Source organism: Sphaerimonospora mesophila (assembly GCF_001417795.1).
GTDB lineage: Bacteria > Actinomycetota > Actinomycetes > Streptosporangiales > Streptosporangiaceae > Sphaerimonospora > Sphaerimonospora mesophila.
The window spans coordinates 25,815-40,941 of record NZ_BCBX01000033.1; the positions used below are offsets into that span (position 1 = coordinate 25,815).

Consider the following 15,127-nt stretch of genomic DNA (forward strand, 5'->3'; position numbering starts at 1 on the left):
AGTATGGGCGTGTCGCATCCGGGACAAGGCCCAAAAATCGGCGAGATATCCGCCGGGGAGGCTGAGAACCCGCCTGCCATGCCGGCTTGTAGGTTAGGAGAACTTCCCCAGCGGCTTGACGGCCGCTCCGCCGGCTTGTCATGATCGCAGCCTCGATGCCGGCGGTGGAGGTGACGTGAAGACCCCTGTCCCCGCGACGCCCAGCACGCTCCGCGCGATCAACGACCGCGCCGCCCTGCGCGTGCTCCTCGACCGCGGGCCGCTGACCCGACCGGAGATCGGCGACCTCACCGGGCTGTCCAAACCCACCGCGTTCCAGGTGCTGGCCCGGCTGCAGGATGCCGGGCTGGTGGTGAAGGACGGGGTCAGGGCCGGATCGTCCGGCCGGGTGGCGGAGACCTACCGGATCAATCCGATGGTCGCCCACGTGGCCGCGTTGGACGTCACACCTGAGGAGATCAGCGCCCGGGTCGCCGACATCACCGGTGCGATCGTGGGTGAGGCCGTACTGCCCCAGCCGCGCGAACCGGCGGGCACCCTGATCGAACGGCTGAACGCGGCCCTGAGGAGCGCGCGACCTCCCGGGCCGATCCGCCGGACGGTCATCGGCGTCCAGGGCGCCGTCGATCCCACCACCGGCAGGCTGGGGTACGCGACCGCAGAGGACATGCCCGGTTGGCAGATCCCCGAGCTGGTGGCGACGCTGACCGACGGGCTGGGCACGGCGGTCGACGTGGAGAACAACGTCAACCTCGCCGCGCTGGCCGAGCGGACGTACGGCGTGGCGGCCGACTGCCCTGACTTCGTGCTGCTGTGGGCGGACGAGGGGCTCGGCGCCGCCCTGATGCTCGACGGACGTCTGCACAGGGGGGTCACCGGCGGCGCGGGAGAGGTGGGCTACACGCCGACGCCGGGCGCGCCGACCGGGCGTGACGTCGGGCGTTTCGCCAACCACGGTTATCAGGCGCTGACCGGCGGCCCCACCATCCATGAACTGCTGCGTTCGTACGGCGTGGACGCTCCGGACTTCCGGCGTGCCATCGAGACCGCGGTGCGACGCGCCGAGCACGGCTCGGGGAGCACGGCCGAAGACGCCGGGGCCGGGCTGCGGAATGTCGCTGCGCGGCTGGCCGTGGGGCTGGCCGCCATCACGTCGATCGTGGATCCCGGGCTCATCGTGCTCGCCGGCGGCGTCATGACGGCGGGCGGCGAGCACCTGCGTGATCTCATCGAACGCGAGCTGTACGCGCTCACCATTCCGCGCCCGCGGCTGCGTCTGTCCGCGGTCGAGGGCAACCCGGTCCTCGCGGGCGCACTGGAGCTCGCGCTCACCTCCGTACGCGACGAGGTCTTCGGCGCGGCCCTTCCCACCCCCTAGCACTCCGGCGGTGGATCGACCGGCGGTTCACCGGCCGAGTGTGAACCCTCCGATCATGGCCGCGGGCCATGACCACCACCGGCACGCCCGCTCCGATCTTCATCGTCCTGGATCCCACCAGGAGGCCGAAGCAGAACAGCAGTATGGCTCCGGTGCGTCTCGCAGGACAGGACGGTCGCGGTCCCGGGCGTGCCTTTCATGCCGAGCGCCGTCTGCACCTCGGGCAGGGTGGAGCCGAAGATGAGGAACGGAATTCCCACCAGTGCGAAGAGCAGCATGAGCATCCCCAACGCGGCGAACAGGTTCGCGCCGACCTTGCCCGTCGAAGAAGAGCCTTCCTCGGTGAGGCGCTGTTCCTGCGCCTCCGCCCGCGCTCGGGCGGCCTCCCGCCGCTCCCGCGCTCCCGCGTACGCTCTGGCCGCTTCCCATCGTTGCCGGCTTCTACGGCGCTGCCGCGTCGTCTTCGCCATGATCGGATCGTGAACGGCGGCACTGAAGGACTGGATGAGACCGACTGGGACGATCCATTCGTCACTCGGGCCGGCAGCGAACCGAAGAACTCGATGTCGTCGCACGCTCCTTCCGCGTCGAACCGGAGCGTACGACCGCTGTGTAGAACCGGAGCGTGCGACCGCTGTGTAGAACCGGAGCGTGCGACCGACGCCTACGAATCTCTCGTACGTGCCGCGCACTCCCCGACTCCCGACGGCCGTCGGGAGTCGGGGGACCTCCGACGGGCCGGCCCACCTCAGCCGGGGAGCTTGAGGGTGGTGCGGAAGACGGCGGGGTCGAAGGCGCCGCCGAGGACGGGGGCGAGTCCCGCCCGTGCCGCGCGGGCGAACGCCGGCCGATCGAGGGCGCCCGCGCCCTCGGGCAGCGCTCCGGCGAGCGGCCGGGCCGCCAGCATCTCCAGATCGGCGACGTTGCACCGCTCGGCCAACCCCGGCTCGGCCGGCCAGGAGCCGATCACCACTCCGGCCAGGTCGAGGCCACGGCCCGCCATGGCCTCCAGGGTCAGCGCGGTGTGGTTCAGTGTGCCGAGCCCGGCCCTGGCCACGACCAGGACCGGTGCACGCAGCTCGTACGCCAGGTCGGCGAGCGTGCTCCCCTCCTCGTCGAACCGGACGAGCAGCCCGCCGGCCCCCTCCACGATCACCAGCCGGTTCGACTCCGCCAGCTCCGCGACGAGCGTGGCCACCGAGGTGAGCGAGACCGGCGGCAGGCCGGACACGCGGGCGGCGGCGGCGGGCGACAGCGGGTCGGGGAACCTGGCCGGTTCGAACGTCGTGGTGACCCCCGACAACCGGATCACGTCGTCGAGGTCTCCCGGCTCGCCGGCCGCCACTCCGGTCTGCGCCGGTTTCACCACGGCGACCGTCGAGCCGCGTTCCAGGGCCAACGCGGTGAGGGCCGCCGTGACCACGGTCTTTCCGACGCCGGTGTCCGTGCCCGTGACAACGAGAATGCTCATTCACCGCAGCGTACGGCGTGACGGCGGCCGGGGCGGCGCAGGCGGTGCGCGCCGGACGCGGCCGTGTCACCGGGGCGGCGGTCGGCGCCGCCCCGGCGAGAGCCGTACGACTCGGTGCGACGGGGGCGTCAGGCGATCCCGCCCGAGGGCCGCCGCAGCCGGGTGACGAACTTGTAGCGGTCTCCGCGGTAGAGCGACTGGGCGTACTCCACCGGGTTGCCCTCGGCGTCGAACGCGTGCCGGGTCAGCAGCAGCATGGGCAGCCCGACGTCGACGCCGAGCACCTGTGCGTCGTACGGCGTGGCCAGGACGGTCTCGATGACCTCCTCCGCGTCGGTCAGCTGCACGTTGTAGGCGTTGTGCAGGGTCTCGTAGAGCGACGGATGGGCCTCCAGCTCCCGCCGCAGCCGGGGGAAGCGCCGGGCGGACAGGTGGGTGGTATCGATCGACATCGGCTCGCCGTTGGCCAGCCGGAGACGGTGTATGCGCAGCACGCGCCCGCCCGGGTTGATCGCCAGACGGCTGCCGAGCGCCTCGTCCGCCGTGATGTAGCTGATGTCCAGGATCTTGGTGTCGGGTTCCAGGCCGACCATGCGCAGGTCACCCGTGTACGAGGTGAGCTGCAGCACCTGGGCCACCTTGGGCTGGGCGACGAACGTGCCCTTGCCCTGGATCCGCAGCAGCCTGCCCTCCACAACGAGCTCCGAGAGCGCCTGGCGGACGGTGGTCCGCGAGGTCTCGAAGCTCACCGCGAGCGCACGCTCCGGAGGGAGCGCGCTGCCCGGGGGGAGGGTCTTCGTGAGCTCCAGCAGGCTCCGCTTGACGTCGTAGTACTTCGGGACCCGGGGAGAGTCCTCGCTGTGCTCCGTCACGTATCCACCTTCAATTCGGCCACAGCGGTGAGCGCACCCCTGACCACCGCGAGATCATCCGACCTCAGATCGGCCCTCGCGGTCAACCTCAAACATGACCGTCCCTGGGGAACCGATGGCGGGCGGAAGCATCCGACGCGCAGGCCGTGCTCGGCGCACACGGCGGCCGCGGCCACCGCCCGCCGCGGCGGGCCGAGCACGACCGGCACGACGGCCGCCGCCGGGTTCGTCTCCAGGTCCATGGACAGGCCCAGCTCGTGGATCGTCGCGGCCAGGGCGCGCGCGTTTGCCCTGGCCCGTCCGGGAAGGTCGGCCGCGGCGTCTTCGAGGATGCCGAGCGCGGCCAGCGCCGCCCCCGCGCAGGCCGGCGCGAGCCCGGTGTCGAAGATGAACGAGCGGCCCGTGTCGATCAGCGTCTCGATCACCTCGGGCGCGCCGAGCACGGCGCCGCCCTGCGATCCCAGCGACTTCGACAGCGTGATCGTCCTCACCACGTGAGGGCTGTCGGCGAGGCCCGCCTCGTGCACCGCGCCACGGCCCTGCTCGCCCACCACGCCGAGCGCGTGGGCCTCGTCGACCACGAGCAGCGCGCCGTGCCGTACGGCGGCCGCGTGCAGTTCGCGCAGCGGCGCGAGGTCGCCGTCGACGGAGAACACGGCGTCGGTGACGACGACGGCGTGCTCCTCGGCGCGGTCGGCCAGGACCTTGCCGACCGCCTCGGCGTCTCGATGCGGGGTGACGACCACCCGTGAACGCGACAGCCGGCAGGCGTCGACGATCGACGCGTGGTTGCCCGAGTCCGAGACGACGAGGCTGCCGCGCCCGTCCCGGCCGGCGACCGCGGCCAGACCGACGGCGGCCAGATTGGCGAGGTATCCGGAGGAGAAGACCAGTGCCCTGGCCGCGCCGGTGAAGGCGGCCAGCCGCTCCTCCAACTCGGCGTGCAGCCGCGTCGTCCCGGTCACCAGACGGGAACCGGTCGAGCCGGTGCCCCACTCCCGGGTGGCCCGGACGGCGGCCTCGATGAGCCGCTCGTCCCGCGACAGCCCCAGGTAGTCGTTGGAGGCCAGGTCCAGCAGGCCGTCATGGTCGGGCGTGCGAGGGCGCAGGACACGCCGCAGCCCGGCCGCCTCCCGCTGGGCGGTGGCCTCACGGAATCGGTCGAGTGGCCGTTTCATGGAGTGCATCTTGCCAGGTGGTGAATGCCGATTCGCCTCCGGGCCGGACCCCGGCGCATGATGCGAGGGTGCCCACTATCAGCGACCTGGTGTCCCGGCATACCGCGCTCGACGCGGCGGATGTCGACTGGATCTATTCCCTTGTGTCGGACTGGCAACTCCTGGCCGACCTGTCCTTCGCGGATCTCATCCTGTGGGTCGCCCATCGTGGCGGCACGGGCTGGGTGGCGGTCGCCCAGATGCGGCCCACGACCGGCCCGACGGTCTACCACGACGACGTCGTCGGAGTCATCGTGGCGAAGGGGGAGCGGCCGCTGATCGACATAGCGTGGGACGAGCAGCGGATCTGCCGCGAGGGCGATCCCGACTGGTCCAGTGGCGTACCGGTCCGGGAGGAGACGATCCCGGTACGGCGAGGCTACGCCGGGCCCCTCATCGGGGTCATCCAGCGCTCCACCAACCTGTCGTCGGCGCGTACGCCGTCCCGGCTGGAGCTGACGTACCTGCAGAGCGCGTCGGACCTGGCCCAGATGGTGGCCGAGGGCGGATTTCCGTTCGCCGGGGAGCAGCCGACCCTCGTCAGGTCCCCCCGGGTCGGCGACGGCCTGCTCCGGCTCGACAAGGGCGGACGGGTGACCTACGCCTCCCCGAACGCGCTGTCGGCCTACCGCCGTCTCGGCCTGTACGCGGACCTGGTGGGCGCCGATCTCGGCCGGACGACGGCGGCGCTGTGCTTCTCCGACGAGCCGATCAACGAAGACCTGATGCTGGTGGCGAGCGGCCGGGCGCCCAGGGAGATCGAGGTGGAGAACGGCGGCACCGTGGTGCAGCTCCGGGCCATCCCGCTGATCGTGGGCGGTGGCAGGATCGGGGCGCTGGCGCTCATCCGCGACGTGACCGAGCTGCGCCGCCGCGAGCGCGAACTTTTGACCAAAGACGCGACGATCCGTGAGATTCATCACCGGGTCAAGAACAACCTGCAGACCGTCGCGGCGCTGCTCCGGCTGCAGGCGCGGAGGCTGAACAACCCCGAGGGGCAGGAGGCGCTGAACGAGGCGGTCCGGCGGGTCGGCTCGATCGCGATCGTGCACGAGATCCTGGCGCAGATGCCCGAGGAGATGGTCGAGTTCGACGACATCGCCGACCGGGTGATCGCCATGACGGCCGAGGTCTCGCTGGCCCATGTCATGCCCAAGCGCATCGGCGGGTTCGGCGTGCTGCCGGCAGCGGTGGCGACGCCGATCGCCATGGTCCTCACCGAGCTGCTGCAGAACGCCGTGGAACACGGCTTCTCGCACAGGTCGGGGAACGTGGAAGTGATCGTGAAACGCGAGGTGGACCGGCTGGAGGTCGTGGTCGCGGACGACGGGCAGGGTCTGCCGCCCGACTTCGATCTGGAATCCACCGGGAGTCTGGGGCTGCAGATCGTCCGCACGCTCGTGGAGGCCGAGTTGTCAGGCCGTCTGAGCATCGGAAGGAGGGACGAGGGGGGCACGGAGGTCAGCCTCAGCATTCCCATGCCGTCCGGGGGTACACCCTCGGGAACCGCCGGGTCTTATGGGAGTGCGGGCTCTTCCGGAGCCAGAGCCAGAGGCGGAGCGGCCGAGAAGGCCACGCCGTTTTGAATGCCGTTTCTCATCCGGTCGCGCCGGGACGGTGGCCGAGACACTGGCCGGGACCGGTGAACGACGGTTGAGCGGACGGCCGGGAGATCGGCATCGTCACGCTGAACGGCCTGTTCGGGCCCGGAGTGGACTACTCGGGCCCGAGGGTCCGTGCGGCCGTGGTGCGTGCTGCGACCGTTGCCATCCGACCGGGGGTCAGACGCCGGCGCGGGCGCGGGCGCGAGCCGTACGGCGCTTCAGCGCGCGACGCTCGTCCTCGCTCAGTCCGCCCCAGACTCCGGCGTCCTGGCCGGATTCGAGAGCCCACTTGAGGCACGAGTCGATGACCGAGCAGCTGCGGCATACCTGCTTGGCCTCTTCGATCTGCATGAGCGCCGGACCGGTGTTCCCAATGGGGAAGAACAGCTCGGGGTCCACGTCACGGCAGGCGGCTCGGTGGCGCCAGTCCATGCGTTCCACTCCTTCGTCGAGCGGGGCCGTGCCGGCCTCCGCTGGTCGTCAACTTTGTGAAGTCTTTCACTAACTGGTGCGAACGTTTGCCCGGACCAGGGTTTGGGCCGGAGTGTCCGCGTGATCGCCGGTGACCGTTGCGGAGGCGGTGGTCTCCGTAAAGGTCCTACGTTCCGACGTCGTAGTCAGCTTTTCAGTCGTACCAACCCCACACAAGAGGTTCAGGGCAAGGTTTTGCCCTCCATGGCTGTCGGATGCGTCACATTGTGACGATCTGTCACGCTTTAGACGAGAACTTGTAATGCATCCGGGATAGCGCGGAAGATCACCCACTCGTGCTCTCCCAGGTAGTCGCCGTCCAGCTGGAAGGCCATCGGCCGGGTCGCCACCAGGGTGAACTCGGCCTCGTCGTGGATCTGGACGAGGTGCCTGCCCGTCGGTAGTGCGTGCCGTTCCCCGACGATTTGACGGACGAGCGCCGCCATGGTCGGCAGGTTGAGCTTCCGGAGCCCCAGCAGGTCGAGACCCGTCTCGAACGTGGCCAACGGCGTCGGGTTGATGGGACGCGGCCCCGCGTACGTCCACGGCGCCGTGTTCGACACGATGGCGAGGAAGATGCCCTCCTCGTCCGGCCGGTTCGGACGCCTCAGCCGCAGGGCGGCGTGCCGGCGGTCCGTCACGAAGAAGTGACGCACCGCGGTGTTCACGTAGAGGGCCGGCAATGCGCGCCGGCCTGTGCTCCGCAGCCCCTCGACGGCCCTGATGACCTCGGCGTCGTACCCAAGTCCTGCACAAAATGTGAAATATCGAGACCGACGATGGTCTGGACCGCCATCTGCCCCCGGATCGGGACCCGAAACCTCGTCGTGCCAGACGGCCTGGCCCAGCCCTATCGTCCGCCGCCGGTCGTCGCGAAGCGCGTCGAGCACGGCGCCGGTGGCCTCGACCGGGTTGTTGGGCAGGCCCAGCGCCCGGGCGAACACGTTGGCGCTGCCGCCGGGGATGATCATCAGTGCCGGTCGTCCACTCGCGACCTGGTCGGGCTGCGCCCCGAGCAGCCCGTTGACGGTCTCGTTCATCGTGCCGTCGCCCCCGAGCACGGCCACCGCCTCGAATCCGCGGGCGTGTGCCGTGGCCGCGAGCTCCGTGGCGTGGCCCCGACGGGCGGTCTCCTCGACGGACAGATCCACGGCCGCACCGAGCGCCCGGATTAGTACATCTCGGGTGCGTTCGTTGGTTGTTGTCGCCTTTGGATTGACGAGGAGGAGTGTCCGCATGCCCTGAAGGTTAACGAACGCTTTACCGCCGACGCCCGCGACGCCACGCGCGGCCGGGCGGAGATCGGCCCCGGCATCACCGCAGGGAGCCGCGGCGACCGAGGCTCTCTGCGGGTAGGGTTGGGCGATGTGATCAGCAGTTCCGCCGGCCGCCCCGTCACGGTGATCGTGGCCGCCGCAGCCCTGGCCGCCGAGGGCCTGCTCACGCTGGTCCTCGGGGGGTACGTCGCCGTCGAGACACTGGTCGGCAGGCCCACCGACACGGTCACCAGCCTCGCCGTCGCCGGGTTCGGCCTGCTCACCGGAGCCGGGCTGCTGTGGGTCGCCTGGGGCCTGTGGCAGATGCTGCGCTGGAGCAGGGGCCCGGCCGTCGTGACACAGATCTTCGCGCTGCCGTTGGCGATCACACTGATCCAGTCCGAGCAGTACGGCTACGGCGTCCCGCTCGTGGCGGCGGCGGCCGTCGCTCTCGTCACATTGCTCGCGCCGTCGTCGACGCGGGCCCTGATGGACGGGGACGGCCGCTCCGACACCTGAGCTCAGTCCTCGGCGGTGAGGCCCTCGCGGAGCTGGGCGAGGGTCCGGGCCAGCAGCCGGGAGACGTGCATCTGCGAGATCCCCAGTTCGTTGGCGATCTGTGACTGGGTCATGTTCCCGAAGAAGCGCAGCAGCAGGATCCGCTTCTCACGCGGCGGCAGTCGCTCAAGCAGCGGCTTGAGCGACTCGCGGTACTCGACGCCTTCCAGCGACTCGTCCACGATGCCCAGCGAGTCGGACACGGCCGGTGCGTCGTCGTCCCCTGAGTCGGGGGCGTCGAGGGAGACCGTCGAGTAGGCGTTGGCCGACTCCAGGCCCTCCAGCACCTCCTCCTCGCTCATCTGCAGATGCGCGGCGAGCTCGGCCACCGTGGGGGCCCGGCTCTCCCGCTGCGACAGCTCGCTTATCGCCTTGGTCAGCGAGAGCTTGAGCTCCTGCAGGCGGCGCGGCACGCGGACCGCCCATCCCTTGTCGCGGAAGTGCCGTTTGATCTCGCCGACGATGGTCGGGGTCGCGTACGTGGAGAACTCGACGCCCCGGGCGAGGTCGAACCGATCGATCGACTTGATCAGCCCGATCGTGGCCACCTGCGTGAGGTCGTCGAGCCACTCGCCGCGGTTGCGGAAGCGGCGCGCGAGGTACTCGACCAGGGGCAGATGGAGCTCGACCAGCTCGTCGCGGATGCGCTGGCGCCTCGGGTCGTCCGGTGACAGCTCGGCCAGCTCGGCGAAGAGCGTGCGCGCGCGTACGCGGTCCGGCACGGCCGAGTCGCCGGAGGCCATGGCACTCGTCCTTTCCATCACGCCGGCCTCGCTGTGCCTCGGCGCTTGCGCAGGACGATCGCCATGTGGTCGCTGTGATCGGAGAGGGCGTCCACGTCGTCGGCGAGGGCCGTGAGCACCATCCAGGCGAAGTCCTCCCGGTTGGGGGAGCTGACCCCCACCGTGTTCACCTCGACCCGGACCGTCATCTCCTGCCCCGTGAGCTCGAACTCGGCGAGGAGGTCGGTGCCGGGAACGGCATGCCGGAGAAGCATGGCGCACGCCTCGTCGACGGCGATGCGGAGATCCTCGATCTGGTCGAGGGTGAAGTCGAGCCGTGCCGCCAGCCCGGCCGTGGCCGTACGCAGCACGGAGAGATAGGCGCTGGCTGCGGGCAGCCGGACGGTGACGGCGTCGCGAATCTCGGTCAGCTCCACCGCAGGCGTCTCGGTTTCCTCGGTCACGTTCCTCCTCGCCCCTTCGCGGCCGTCCCGGTGGCCGGCCTTCATGATCGATCCGGCGTCGGCCCCTTCCGGTCGGCCCTTCCCAAACGGCCCCTCGCATCGGCTCAGTGCCCTGAGTGCAACCTACCGCCACTCGCCACGTGGTGCTCCGCTCGCAGGCCACGGTTAGGGCGATCCTTGGCGGTAAGTCCTGGTAAATTCCCTGCTAGATCGTCTTTCCTGAGTCGGCAAGGTGGTCGCCGACAGGAGAGGGCCCCGCCCGATCCGGCGGCCGCGCTCGACCAGGGAACGGCGCGGGTCGGGAGATCGTGCGGGGCCGGAAGATCGCTTGAACTAGGCGGCCTTGGTCTCCCAGAAGATCTTGGCGATCTCATCGATCTTGGCAAGCAGCTCGTCCGCCTGAGCGGGGTCGACGGCACCCTTGGCGCCGGCCGCGCCGGCGAGCTTGGTGGCGTCCCAGAAGAGCTGGTGGAGCTGGGGGTACTGCTCCAGGTGCGGCGGCTTGAAGTAGTCGGTCCACAGCACCCACAGGTGGTGCTTGACCAGCTCGGCCCGCTGTTCCTTGATGATGAGAGCGCGAGTCCGGAAGACCGGGTCGTCGTTGTCGGCGTACTTCTTCATAATCGCCTTGACCGACTCGGCCTCGATGCGGGCCTGCGCCGGGTCGTAGACCCCACACGGCAGGTCGCAGTGGGCGGACACTACGCGCTTGGGTCGCAGCAGTCGTGCGAGCATCGGAATCCTTCCTTAGGCATGCTGGTGACAGCACTGTCCAAGACCGACCTTACTCGTAGAGAAATGCTTACGCAGAGGGGGATGATGCTGACCGCGGTGCGTGTCGCCGGGGACTCCATGCTGCCCGTCCTGCGGCCGGGAGACCTGCTGCTGGTACGGCCCCGCGCGCCGATCAGGCCGGGCGACCTGGTGATCGCCAGACGTCCGCACGGACTGATCGTCAAACGGGCGTTCCGGCTCACCCCGGAAGGGTGGTGGCTGGAGAGCGACAACCAGTCGGCACCGGGACGGCAGGACAGTTGGGATTTCGGCGCCGTACCGGAATCCGATGTCCTGGGCCGGGTCGTCCTGCGCTACTGGCCCCGGCCGACCCGGCGGTTTCCGCCGCCCCCGCCGGATTAGCCCCCGCCAACCCATTCCCGTGATCTTGCAGTTTCTCGCAAGCCTTCCTCCTGGCCTGCGCAGATCAACTTCGTGATCTTGCGGAAACTCGCAGACGGGTTGCCTGAGCCGCGTCTATGTGTTTAGTGATCTTGCACTTGTCAGAGCAAGATCACGGATGGTGTTTTCGCTGCCCAGAGGGTAGGCCTGCGAGAAACTGCAAGATCAGGGACGGGAAACCCCTGCTCCTGGCCCGGTGTGCGAGTATTCGCAAGATCACGGGCCTGGGGGGAGGGGGCGGAGGTCAGGCGCCGCGTTTGCGTGCTCGGTAGGCGGCCACGTTGGCGCGGCTGGCGCAGCGCTCCGAGCAGTAGCGGCGGGACCGGTTCGAGGAGGTGTCGAGGTAGACGTTGCGGCAGGGTGCTGCCTGGCAGATGCCGAGCCGGTCGACGCCGAGACCGGTGATCACGCTCGCCAGGCCCATGACGGATCCCACCGCGAGCGCGTCGGCCACCCGCCCGCCCTCGGTCAGATGCATGTGCCAGCGCTGGCCTTCGTGGCCCGAAATCTGTGGATGCACGGGATGCCGGACCAGGAGGCCGTTGAGCCGCTCGACGACGTCGTCCTCGTTGCCCTCGGCCGCGGCGTTGAAGACCCCGGCGAGCTCTTCGCGCAGTTCCCGCAGGGCGTCGAGATCCCTCCGGGTGATCCGGGCGGCCGCCTCTCCGCGGCCGGCCTCCTCGAGCAGCTCCCGCAGCTCGGTGAGACCCCTGAGCTCGTCGCCCCTGTTGACCAGCAGGACGGCCAGCTCGGCGTATGACGTCAAGTCCACTGGGACGCCTAGGTACGTAAGGGATCAATTATAAGACTGAGTATTACACGCGGTGGGCTTCAGGGGAACACCTCCTCCAGACGAGGTGCCCGTCGTATGGCACAATCGGGGAACGGGTGACCCCCGTACCCCCTCAAGAGACGACCGTCAATCGACGACGGCCTCCGGCGGCTACCGAAGCCTGGGTCCCTCGTTCCTTGCGGCGTCTACCGAAGGAAATCGTCCTTATGACACTGGGGTCGCTGTGACCGTCTCACCTGTCTCTCTCGAATCTCTCGACCTGGATCCCGCTTTCGCCCTGCACCGCGGCGGCAAGCTGGAGGTCCGTTCCACCATCCCGGTCCGGGACGCGGATGATCTGTCCCTTGCCTACACGCCCGGGGTCGCCCGTGTCTGCACCGCGATAGCCGACACCCCTGACCTGGTCAACGACTACACCTGGGTGTCGAACGTGGTCGCCGTGGTGTCCGACGGCACCGCCGTTCTGGGCCTCGGCGACATCGGACCGGCCGGCGCCATGCCCGTCATGGAGGGCAAGGCGCTGCTGTTCAAGGAGTTCGGCAACGTCGACGCCGTGCCGATCTGCCTCGACTGCACCGACGCCGACGCGATCGTCGAGACCATCGTCCGGCTCGCGCCCTCGTTCGGGGGCATCAACCTCGAGGACATCAGCGCGCCGCGCTGCTTCGAAATCGAGGAGCGGCTGCGCGACCTGCTCGACATTCCCGTCTTCCATGACGACCAGCACGGCACGGCCATCGTCGTCCTCGCCGCGCTGCAGAACGCCGCGCGCCTGACCGGGCGCTCGCTCGGGGAGCTCCGCGCGGTCGTGGCCGGCGCCGGCGCCTCCGGGGTGGCAGTCTCCCGCATCCTGATGGGGGCCGGCATCGGCGACATCGCGGTCTCCGACTCCAAGGGCGTCATCTACGCCGGCCGGGAGGGGCTCAACTCCGTCAAGGCGGCGCTGGCCCGCGACAGCAACAAGCTCGGCCTCACCGGGTCGACCGAGCAGGCGCTCGCCGGGGCCGACGTCTTCATCGGCCTGTCCGGGTCGACGGTGTCGGAGGAGGCCATCGCCTCCATGGCGCCGGACGCGATCGTCTTCGCGCTGTCCAACCCGACGCCCGAGGTGGAGCCCGCCGTGGCGGCCCGGCACGCCCGGGTGGTGGCCACGGGCCGCTCCGATCACCCGAACCAGATCAACAACGTGCTGGCCTTCCCCGGGGTCTTCCGCGGGGCGCTCGACGTCCGGGCCACGGCGATCACCGAGAACATGAAGGTGGCCGCAGCCACCGCGCTGGCCGAGGTGGTCGGCGACGATGTCTCGGAGGCGTACGTGATCCCCTCGCCGTTCGACGCGCGGGTGGCTCCCGCGGTGACCGCCGCCGTGGCGCGGCAGGCACGCGAGGACGGCGTCGCGCGCAAGTGACCGCCCTGATCCGCATGGCCTGATCCCGGTCTCCGTCCGGCGAACGGCCGGAACGACCCGAACCATCGGGACGACCCGAACCACTGGTCCGATCCGGAACGACCGGAACGACCCGAACCATCGGGACGACCCGAACCACTGGTCCGATCCGGAACGACCGAAACAACCCGAACCATCGGGACGACCCGAACCCCGTTCCGGAACGATCCGAAACGACCGGAACGGCATGGAATCGGCATCGATCGATCCCGCCGGCCCGCTGACCGGTCGGCGGGCGACCCCGGGGCCGGTGAGCACATCCCGCTCACCGGCCCCGGTCGTTTTCACGGCGGTGAACATTTGGTAATCCCTTTAAGGGTTCACGGTCCGTGCTATAAAGAAAGCTCTCCGTTACCTATCGGCTATACCTGTCCTGGTGAGGAGAGCGATGCGAAGTGCCCCGCCGTCGCAACGGTGTCCCGCCGATGCCCGGCCGTTCCGTACGGGCCGATTGCCCGGCCTGCTGGCCGGGTTCTTCTCACGCAGGACCGTGCGACGGCGCGCCGACGACGGCCTCGGCGTGTCGTGCGGAGCGGTACCTCTCGGCCTCGGGCAGGAGTTCCCCCACTCATGGGAGGAGGGCGTGGCGAGCGTGACAGCACTGTGGCGGGCCGACGTCGAGCGGCGCAGGTTCCTCATCGACTCCACTTTCGCGCTGGGAGCGGGCTCTGTGGGGGTCGGACGCTGGCTGACGAGTTCCTCCCCGGAACGGCTCTCCGCCGACGGTCCGCGCCGCGTCGGCGCCTCCGACGTGGCCTCGATCCGGGAGGTCACCCGTTCGTTCGGGGAGCTGGACAACCGATTCGGCGGTGGCAGCATCCGCGGGCCGGTGGTGCGATATCTGCACACGGCGGTGACCCCGCTGCTGCGCGAAGGGTCGTACGGCGACGCCACCGGGCGTGCGCTGGCGACGGCGGCGGCCGAGCTGACCCGGCTCGCCGGCTGGATGGCCTACGACCTGGAACGGCACGGGCTCGCCCAGCGCTATCTGATCCAGGCGCTGGGGCTGGCCCGCAGCGCGGGCGATGACGGCCTCGCGGGTGAGATCCTCGCGGGCATGAGCCACCAGGCGATCTACATCGGGCAGCCTCGGCACGGGCTAGAACTGGCCGGGGCCGCCGTGGTGGCGGCCGAGCGCTCCGGGGTGTTCTCGCTGCTGGCCGAGGCCCGGGTGCTGGAGGCGCACGCGTTCGCCCGGCTCGGCGACGGCACGGCGTGCGCCACGTCGCTGCACGCCGCCGACGTCGCCTTCGACCGGCGTTCGCCACGGGATGAGCCGACTTGGATCGGCTACTTCGACGAGGCGTATCTCGCCGCCAAGTCGGCCCACTGCCTGCGCGATCTGGGCGACGGGGGCGGAGCCGTACGGCACGCCAGGCGGTCGCTGGTGATGGACGGGCGGTATGTCCGTGGCAAGATGTTCAACTTCTCGCTGCTGGCGTCCGCGCTCATCCAGCAGGGGGAGCTGGAGGAGGCGTGCGAGGCCGCCACGTCGGCCCTGGACCTGGCCGAGGGCATCCAGTCGGTCAGGACCCGGTCGTACGTCGCGGACCTGCGCGGGCGGCTCGCGCCGTACGCGAAGCAGCCGCGGGTGGCGGCGCTGATCGAGCGCTGCGGCCGGCCCGTGGAGAACCGCGTGCCAGCCGCAGCGGTGTGAATCGGCCCGTGTGAGCCGACCCGTGTGAATCAGCGGGTGTG

General features: G+C 70.0%; 16 protein-coding genes. 6 read left to right on the forward strand and 10 right to left on the reverse strand.

Annotation, left to right across the window (positions count from 1 at the left end; genetic code table 11):
* Positions 1–175 precede the first annotated feature (175 nt).
* Positions 176–1,378: an ROK family protein gene (locus tag AP234_RS10230; RefSeq protein ID WP_055479377.1), complete on the forward strand. Its 1,203-nt coding sequence runs from the start codon at positions 176–178 to the stop codon at positions 1,376–1,378.
* A gap of 53 nt (positions 1,379–1,431) precedes the next feature.
* Here AP234_RS10230 and AP234_RS10235 read toward each other — a convergent pair whose 3' ends face one another.
* The 4 genes from AP234_RS10235 to AP234_RS10250 form a co-directional block, all read right to left on the reverse strand.
* Positions 1,432–1,848 carry a hypothetical protein gene (locus AP234_RS10235; protein WP_055479378.1) on the reverse strand — a complete coding sequence of 139 codons (417 nt, stop codon included), beginning with the start codon at positions 1,846–1,848 and terminating at the stop codon, positions 1,432–1,434.
* A gap of 278 nt (positions 1,849–2,126) precedes the next feature.
* The gene (gene bioD / locus AP234_RS10240; protein WP_055479379.1) at positions 2,127–2,849 is read right to left on the reverse strand and encodes a dethiobiotin synthase; all 723 of its coding nucleotides are present in this window, start codon (positions 2,847–2,849) and stop codon (positions 2,127–2,129) included.
* A 128-nt stretch (positions 2,850–2,977) separates the two neighbouring features.
* Positions 2,978–3,721 (reverse strand): GntR family transcriptional regulator, encoded by a 744-nt coding sequence (locus AP234_RS10245; protein ID WP_055479380.1) that lies wholly within the window; start codon positions 3,719–3,721, stop codon positions 2,978–2,980.
* The gene (locus AP234_RS10250; protein WP_235558087.1) at positions 3,718–4,899 is read right to left on the reverse strand and encodes an 8-amino-7-oxononanoate synthase; all 1,182 of its coding nucleotides are present in this window, start codon (positions 4,897–4,899) and stop codon (positions 3,718–3,720) included. The genes AP234_RS10245 and AP234_RS10250 overlap by 4 nt, the downstream gene beginning before the upstream one ends.
* 68 nt (positions 4,900–4,967) lie before the next feature.
* Between AP234_RS10250 and AP234_RS10255 the strand changes: the two genes are divergently transcribed.
* Positions 4,968–6,524 carry a sensor histidine kinase gene (locus AP234_RS10255; RefSeq protein WP_083501969.1) on the forward strand — a complete coding sequence of 519 codons (1,557 nt, stop codon included), beginning with the start codon at positions 4,968–4,970 and terminating at the stop codon, positions 6,522–6,524.
* 195 nt (positions 6,525–6,719) lie between these two features.
* Here the strand turns inward: AP234_RS10255 and AP234_RS10260 are convergent, their stop codons facing one another.
* Both AP234_RS10260 and AP234_RS10265 read right to left on the reverse strand, forming a co-directional pair.
* Positions 6,720–6,974, reverse strand: a complete 255-nt coding sequence (locus tag AP234_RS10260) for a WhiB family transcriptional regulator (protein ID WP_055479382.1) — start codon at positions 6,972–6,974, stop codon at positions 6,720–6,722.
* A 284-nt stretch (positions 6,975–7,258) separates the two neighbouring features.
* Complete coding sequence (locus tag AP234_RS10265; protein ID WP_055479383.1) at positions 7,259–8,251, reverse strand: diacylglycerol kinase family protein; 993 nt, start codon at positions 8,249–8,251, stop codon at positions 7,259–7,261.
* 129 nt (positions 8,252–8,380) lie between these two features.
* Between AP234_RS10265 and AP234_RS10270 the strand changes: the two genes are divergently transcribed.
* Complete coding sequence (locus AP234_RS10270; RefSeq protein WP_235558089.1) at positions 8,381–8,788, forward strand: hypothetical protein; 408 nt, start codon at positions 8,381–8,383, stop codon at positions 8,786–8,788.
* 2 nt (positions 8,789–8,790) lie between these two features.
* Here AP234_RS10270 and AP234_RS10275 read toward each other — a convergent pair whose 3' ends face one another.
* The 3 genes from AP234_RS10275 to sodN all read right to left on the reverse strand — a co-directional run bounded on the left by AP234_RS10275 (position 8,791) and on the right by sodN (position 10,748).
* Entirely contained in the window at positions 8,791–9,570 is a 780-nt protein-coding gene (locus AP234_RS10275) for an RNA polymerase sigma factor SigF (protein ID WP_200926384.1), read from the reverse strand.
* Positions 9,571–9,587: 17 nt separating this feature from the next.
* Positions 9,588–10,013 carry an ATP-binding protein gene (locus tag AP234_RS10280; RefSeq protein ID WP_055479679.1) on the reverse strand — a complete coding sequence of 142 codons (426 nt, stop codon included), beginning with the start codon at positions 10,011–10,013 and terminating at the stop codon, positions 9,588–9,590.
* Between the two features lie 333 nt (positions 10,014–10,346).
* Positions 10,347–10,748 carry a superoxide dismutase, Ni gene (sodN, locus tag AP234_RS10285; protein WP_055479384.1) on the reverse strand — a complete coding sequence of 134 codons (402 nt, stop codon included), beginning with the start codon at positions 10,746–10,748 and terminating at the stop codon, positions 10,347–10,349.
* A 63-nt stretch (positions 10,749–10,811) separates the two neighbouring features.
* Between sodN and AP234_RS10290 the strand changes: the two genes are divergently transcribed.
* Complete coding sequence (locus AP234_RS10290; protein WP_055479385.1) at positions 10,812–11,150, forward strand: S24 family peptidase; 339 nt, start codon at positions 10,812–10,814, stop codon at positions 11,148–11,150.
* Between the two features lie 283 nt (positions 11,151–11,433).
* Here the strand turns inward: AP234_RS10290 and AP234_RS10295 are convergent, their stop codons facing one another.
* Complete coding sequence (locus AP234_RS10295) at positions 11,434–11,961, reverse strand: CGNR zinc finger domain-containing protein (RefSeq protein WP_055479386.1); 528 nt, start codon at positions 11,959–11,961, stop codon at positions 11,434–11,436.
* 244 nt (positions 11,962–12,205) lie between these two features.
* Between AP234_RS10295 and AP234_RS10300 the strand changes: the two genes are divergently transcribed.
* A complete protein-coding gene (locus AP234_RS10300; RefSeq protein ID WP_055479387.1) occupies positions 12,206–13,390 on the forward strand; it encodes an NAD(P)-dependent malic enzyme in 1,185 nt (394 codons plus the stop codon).
* Positions 13,391–13,817: 427 nt separating this feature from the next.
* Positions 13,818–15,086: a hypothetical protein gene (locus AP234_RS10305; RefSeq protein WP_200926385.1), complete on the forward strand. Its 1,269-nt coding sequence runs from the start codon at positions 13,818–13,820 to the stop codon at positions 15,084–15,086.
* The last annotated feature ends 41 nt before the right edge of the window (positions 15,087–15,127 follow it).

Excerpts from the sequence above, each read along its gene's own strand:
- AP234_RS10235 (WP_055479378.1), bottom strand. The coding sequence starts at position 1,848 with ATGGCGAAGACGACGCGGCAGCGCCGTAGAAGCCGGCAACGATGGGAA.
- bioD (WP_055479379.1), bottom strand. The coding sequence starts at position 2,849 with ATGAGCATTCTCGTTGTCACGGGCACGGACACCGGCGTCGGAAAGACC.
- AP234_RS10250 (WP_235558087.1), bottom strand. The coding sequence starts at position 4,899 with ATGAAACGGCCACTCGACCGATTCCGTGAGGCCACCGCCCAGCGGGAG.
- AP234_RS10260 (WP_055479382.1), bottom strand. The coding sequence starts at position 6,974 with ATGGACTGGCGCCACCGAGCCGCCTGCCGTGACGTGGACCCCGAGCTG.
- AP234_RS10265 (WP_055479383.1), bottom strand. The coding sequence starts at position 8,251 with ATGCGGACACTCCTCCTCGTCAATCCAAAGGCGACAACAACCAACGAA.
- AP234_RS10275 (WP_200926384.1), bottom strand. The coding sequence starts at position 9,570 with ATGGCCTCCGGCGACTCGGCCGTGCCGGACCGCGTACGCGCGCGCACG.
- sodN (WP_055479384.1), bottom strand. The coding sequence starts at position 10,748 with ATGCTCGCACGACTGCTGCGACCCAAGCGCGTAGTGTCCGCCCACTGC.
- AP234_RS10290 (WP_055479385.1), top strand. The coding sequence starts at position 10,812 with ATGCTTACGCAGAGGGGGATGATGCTGACCGCGGTGCGTGTCGCCGGG.
- AP234_RS10305 (WP_200926385.1), top strand. The coding sequence starts at position 13,818 with ATGCGAAGTGCCCCGCCGTCGCAACGGTGTCCCGCCGATGCCCGGCCG.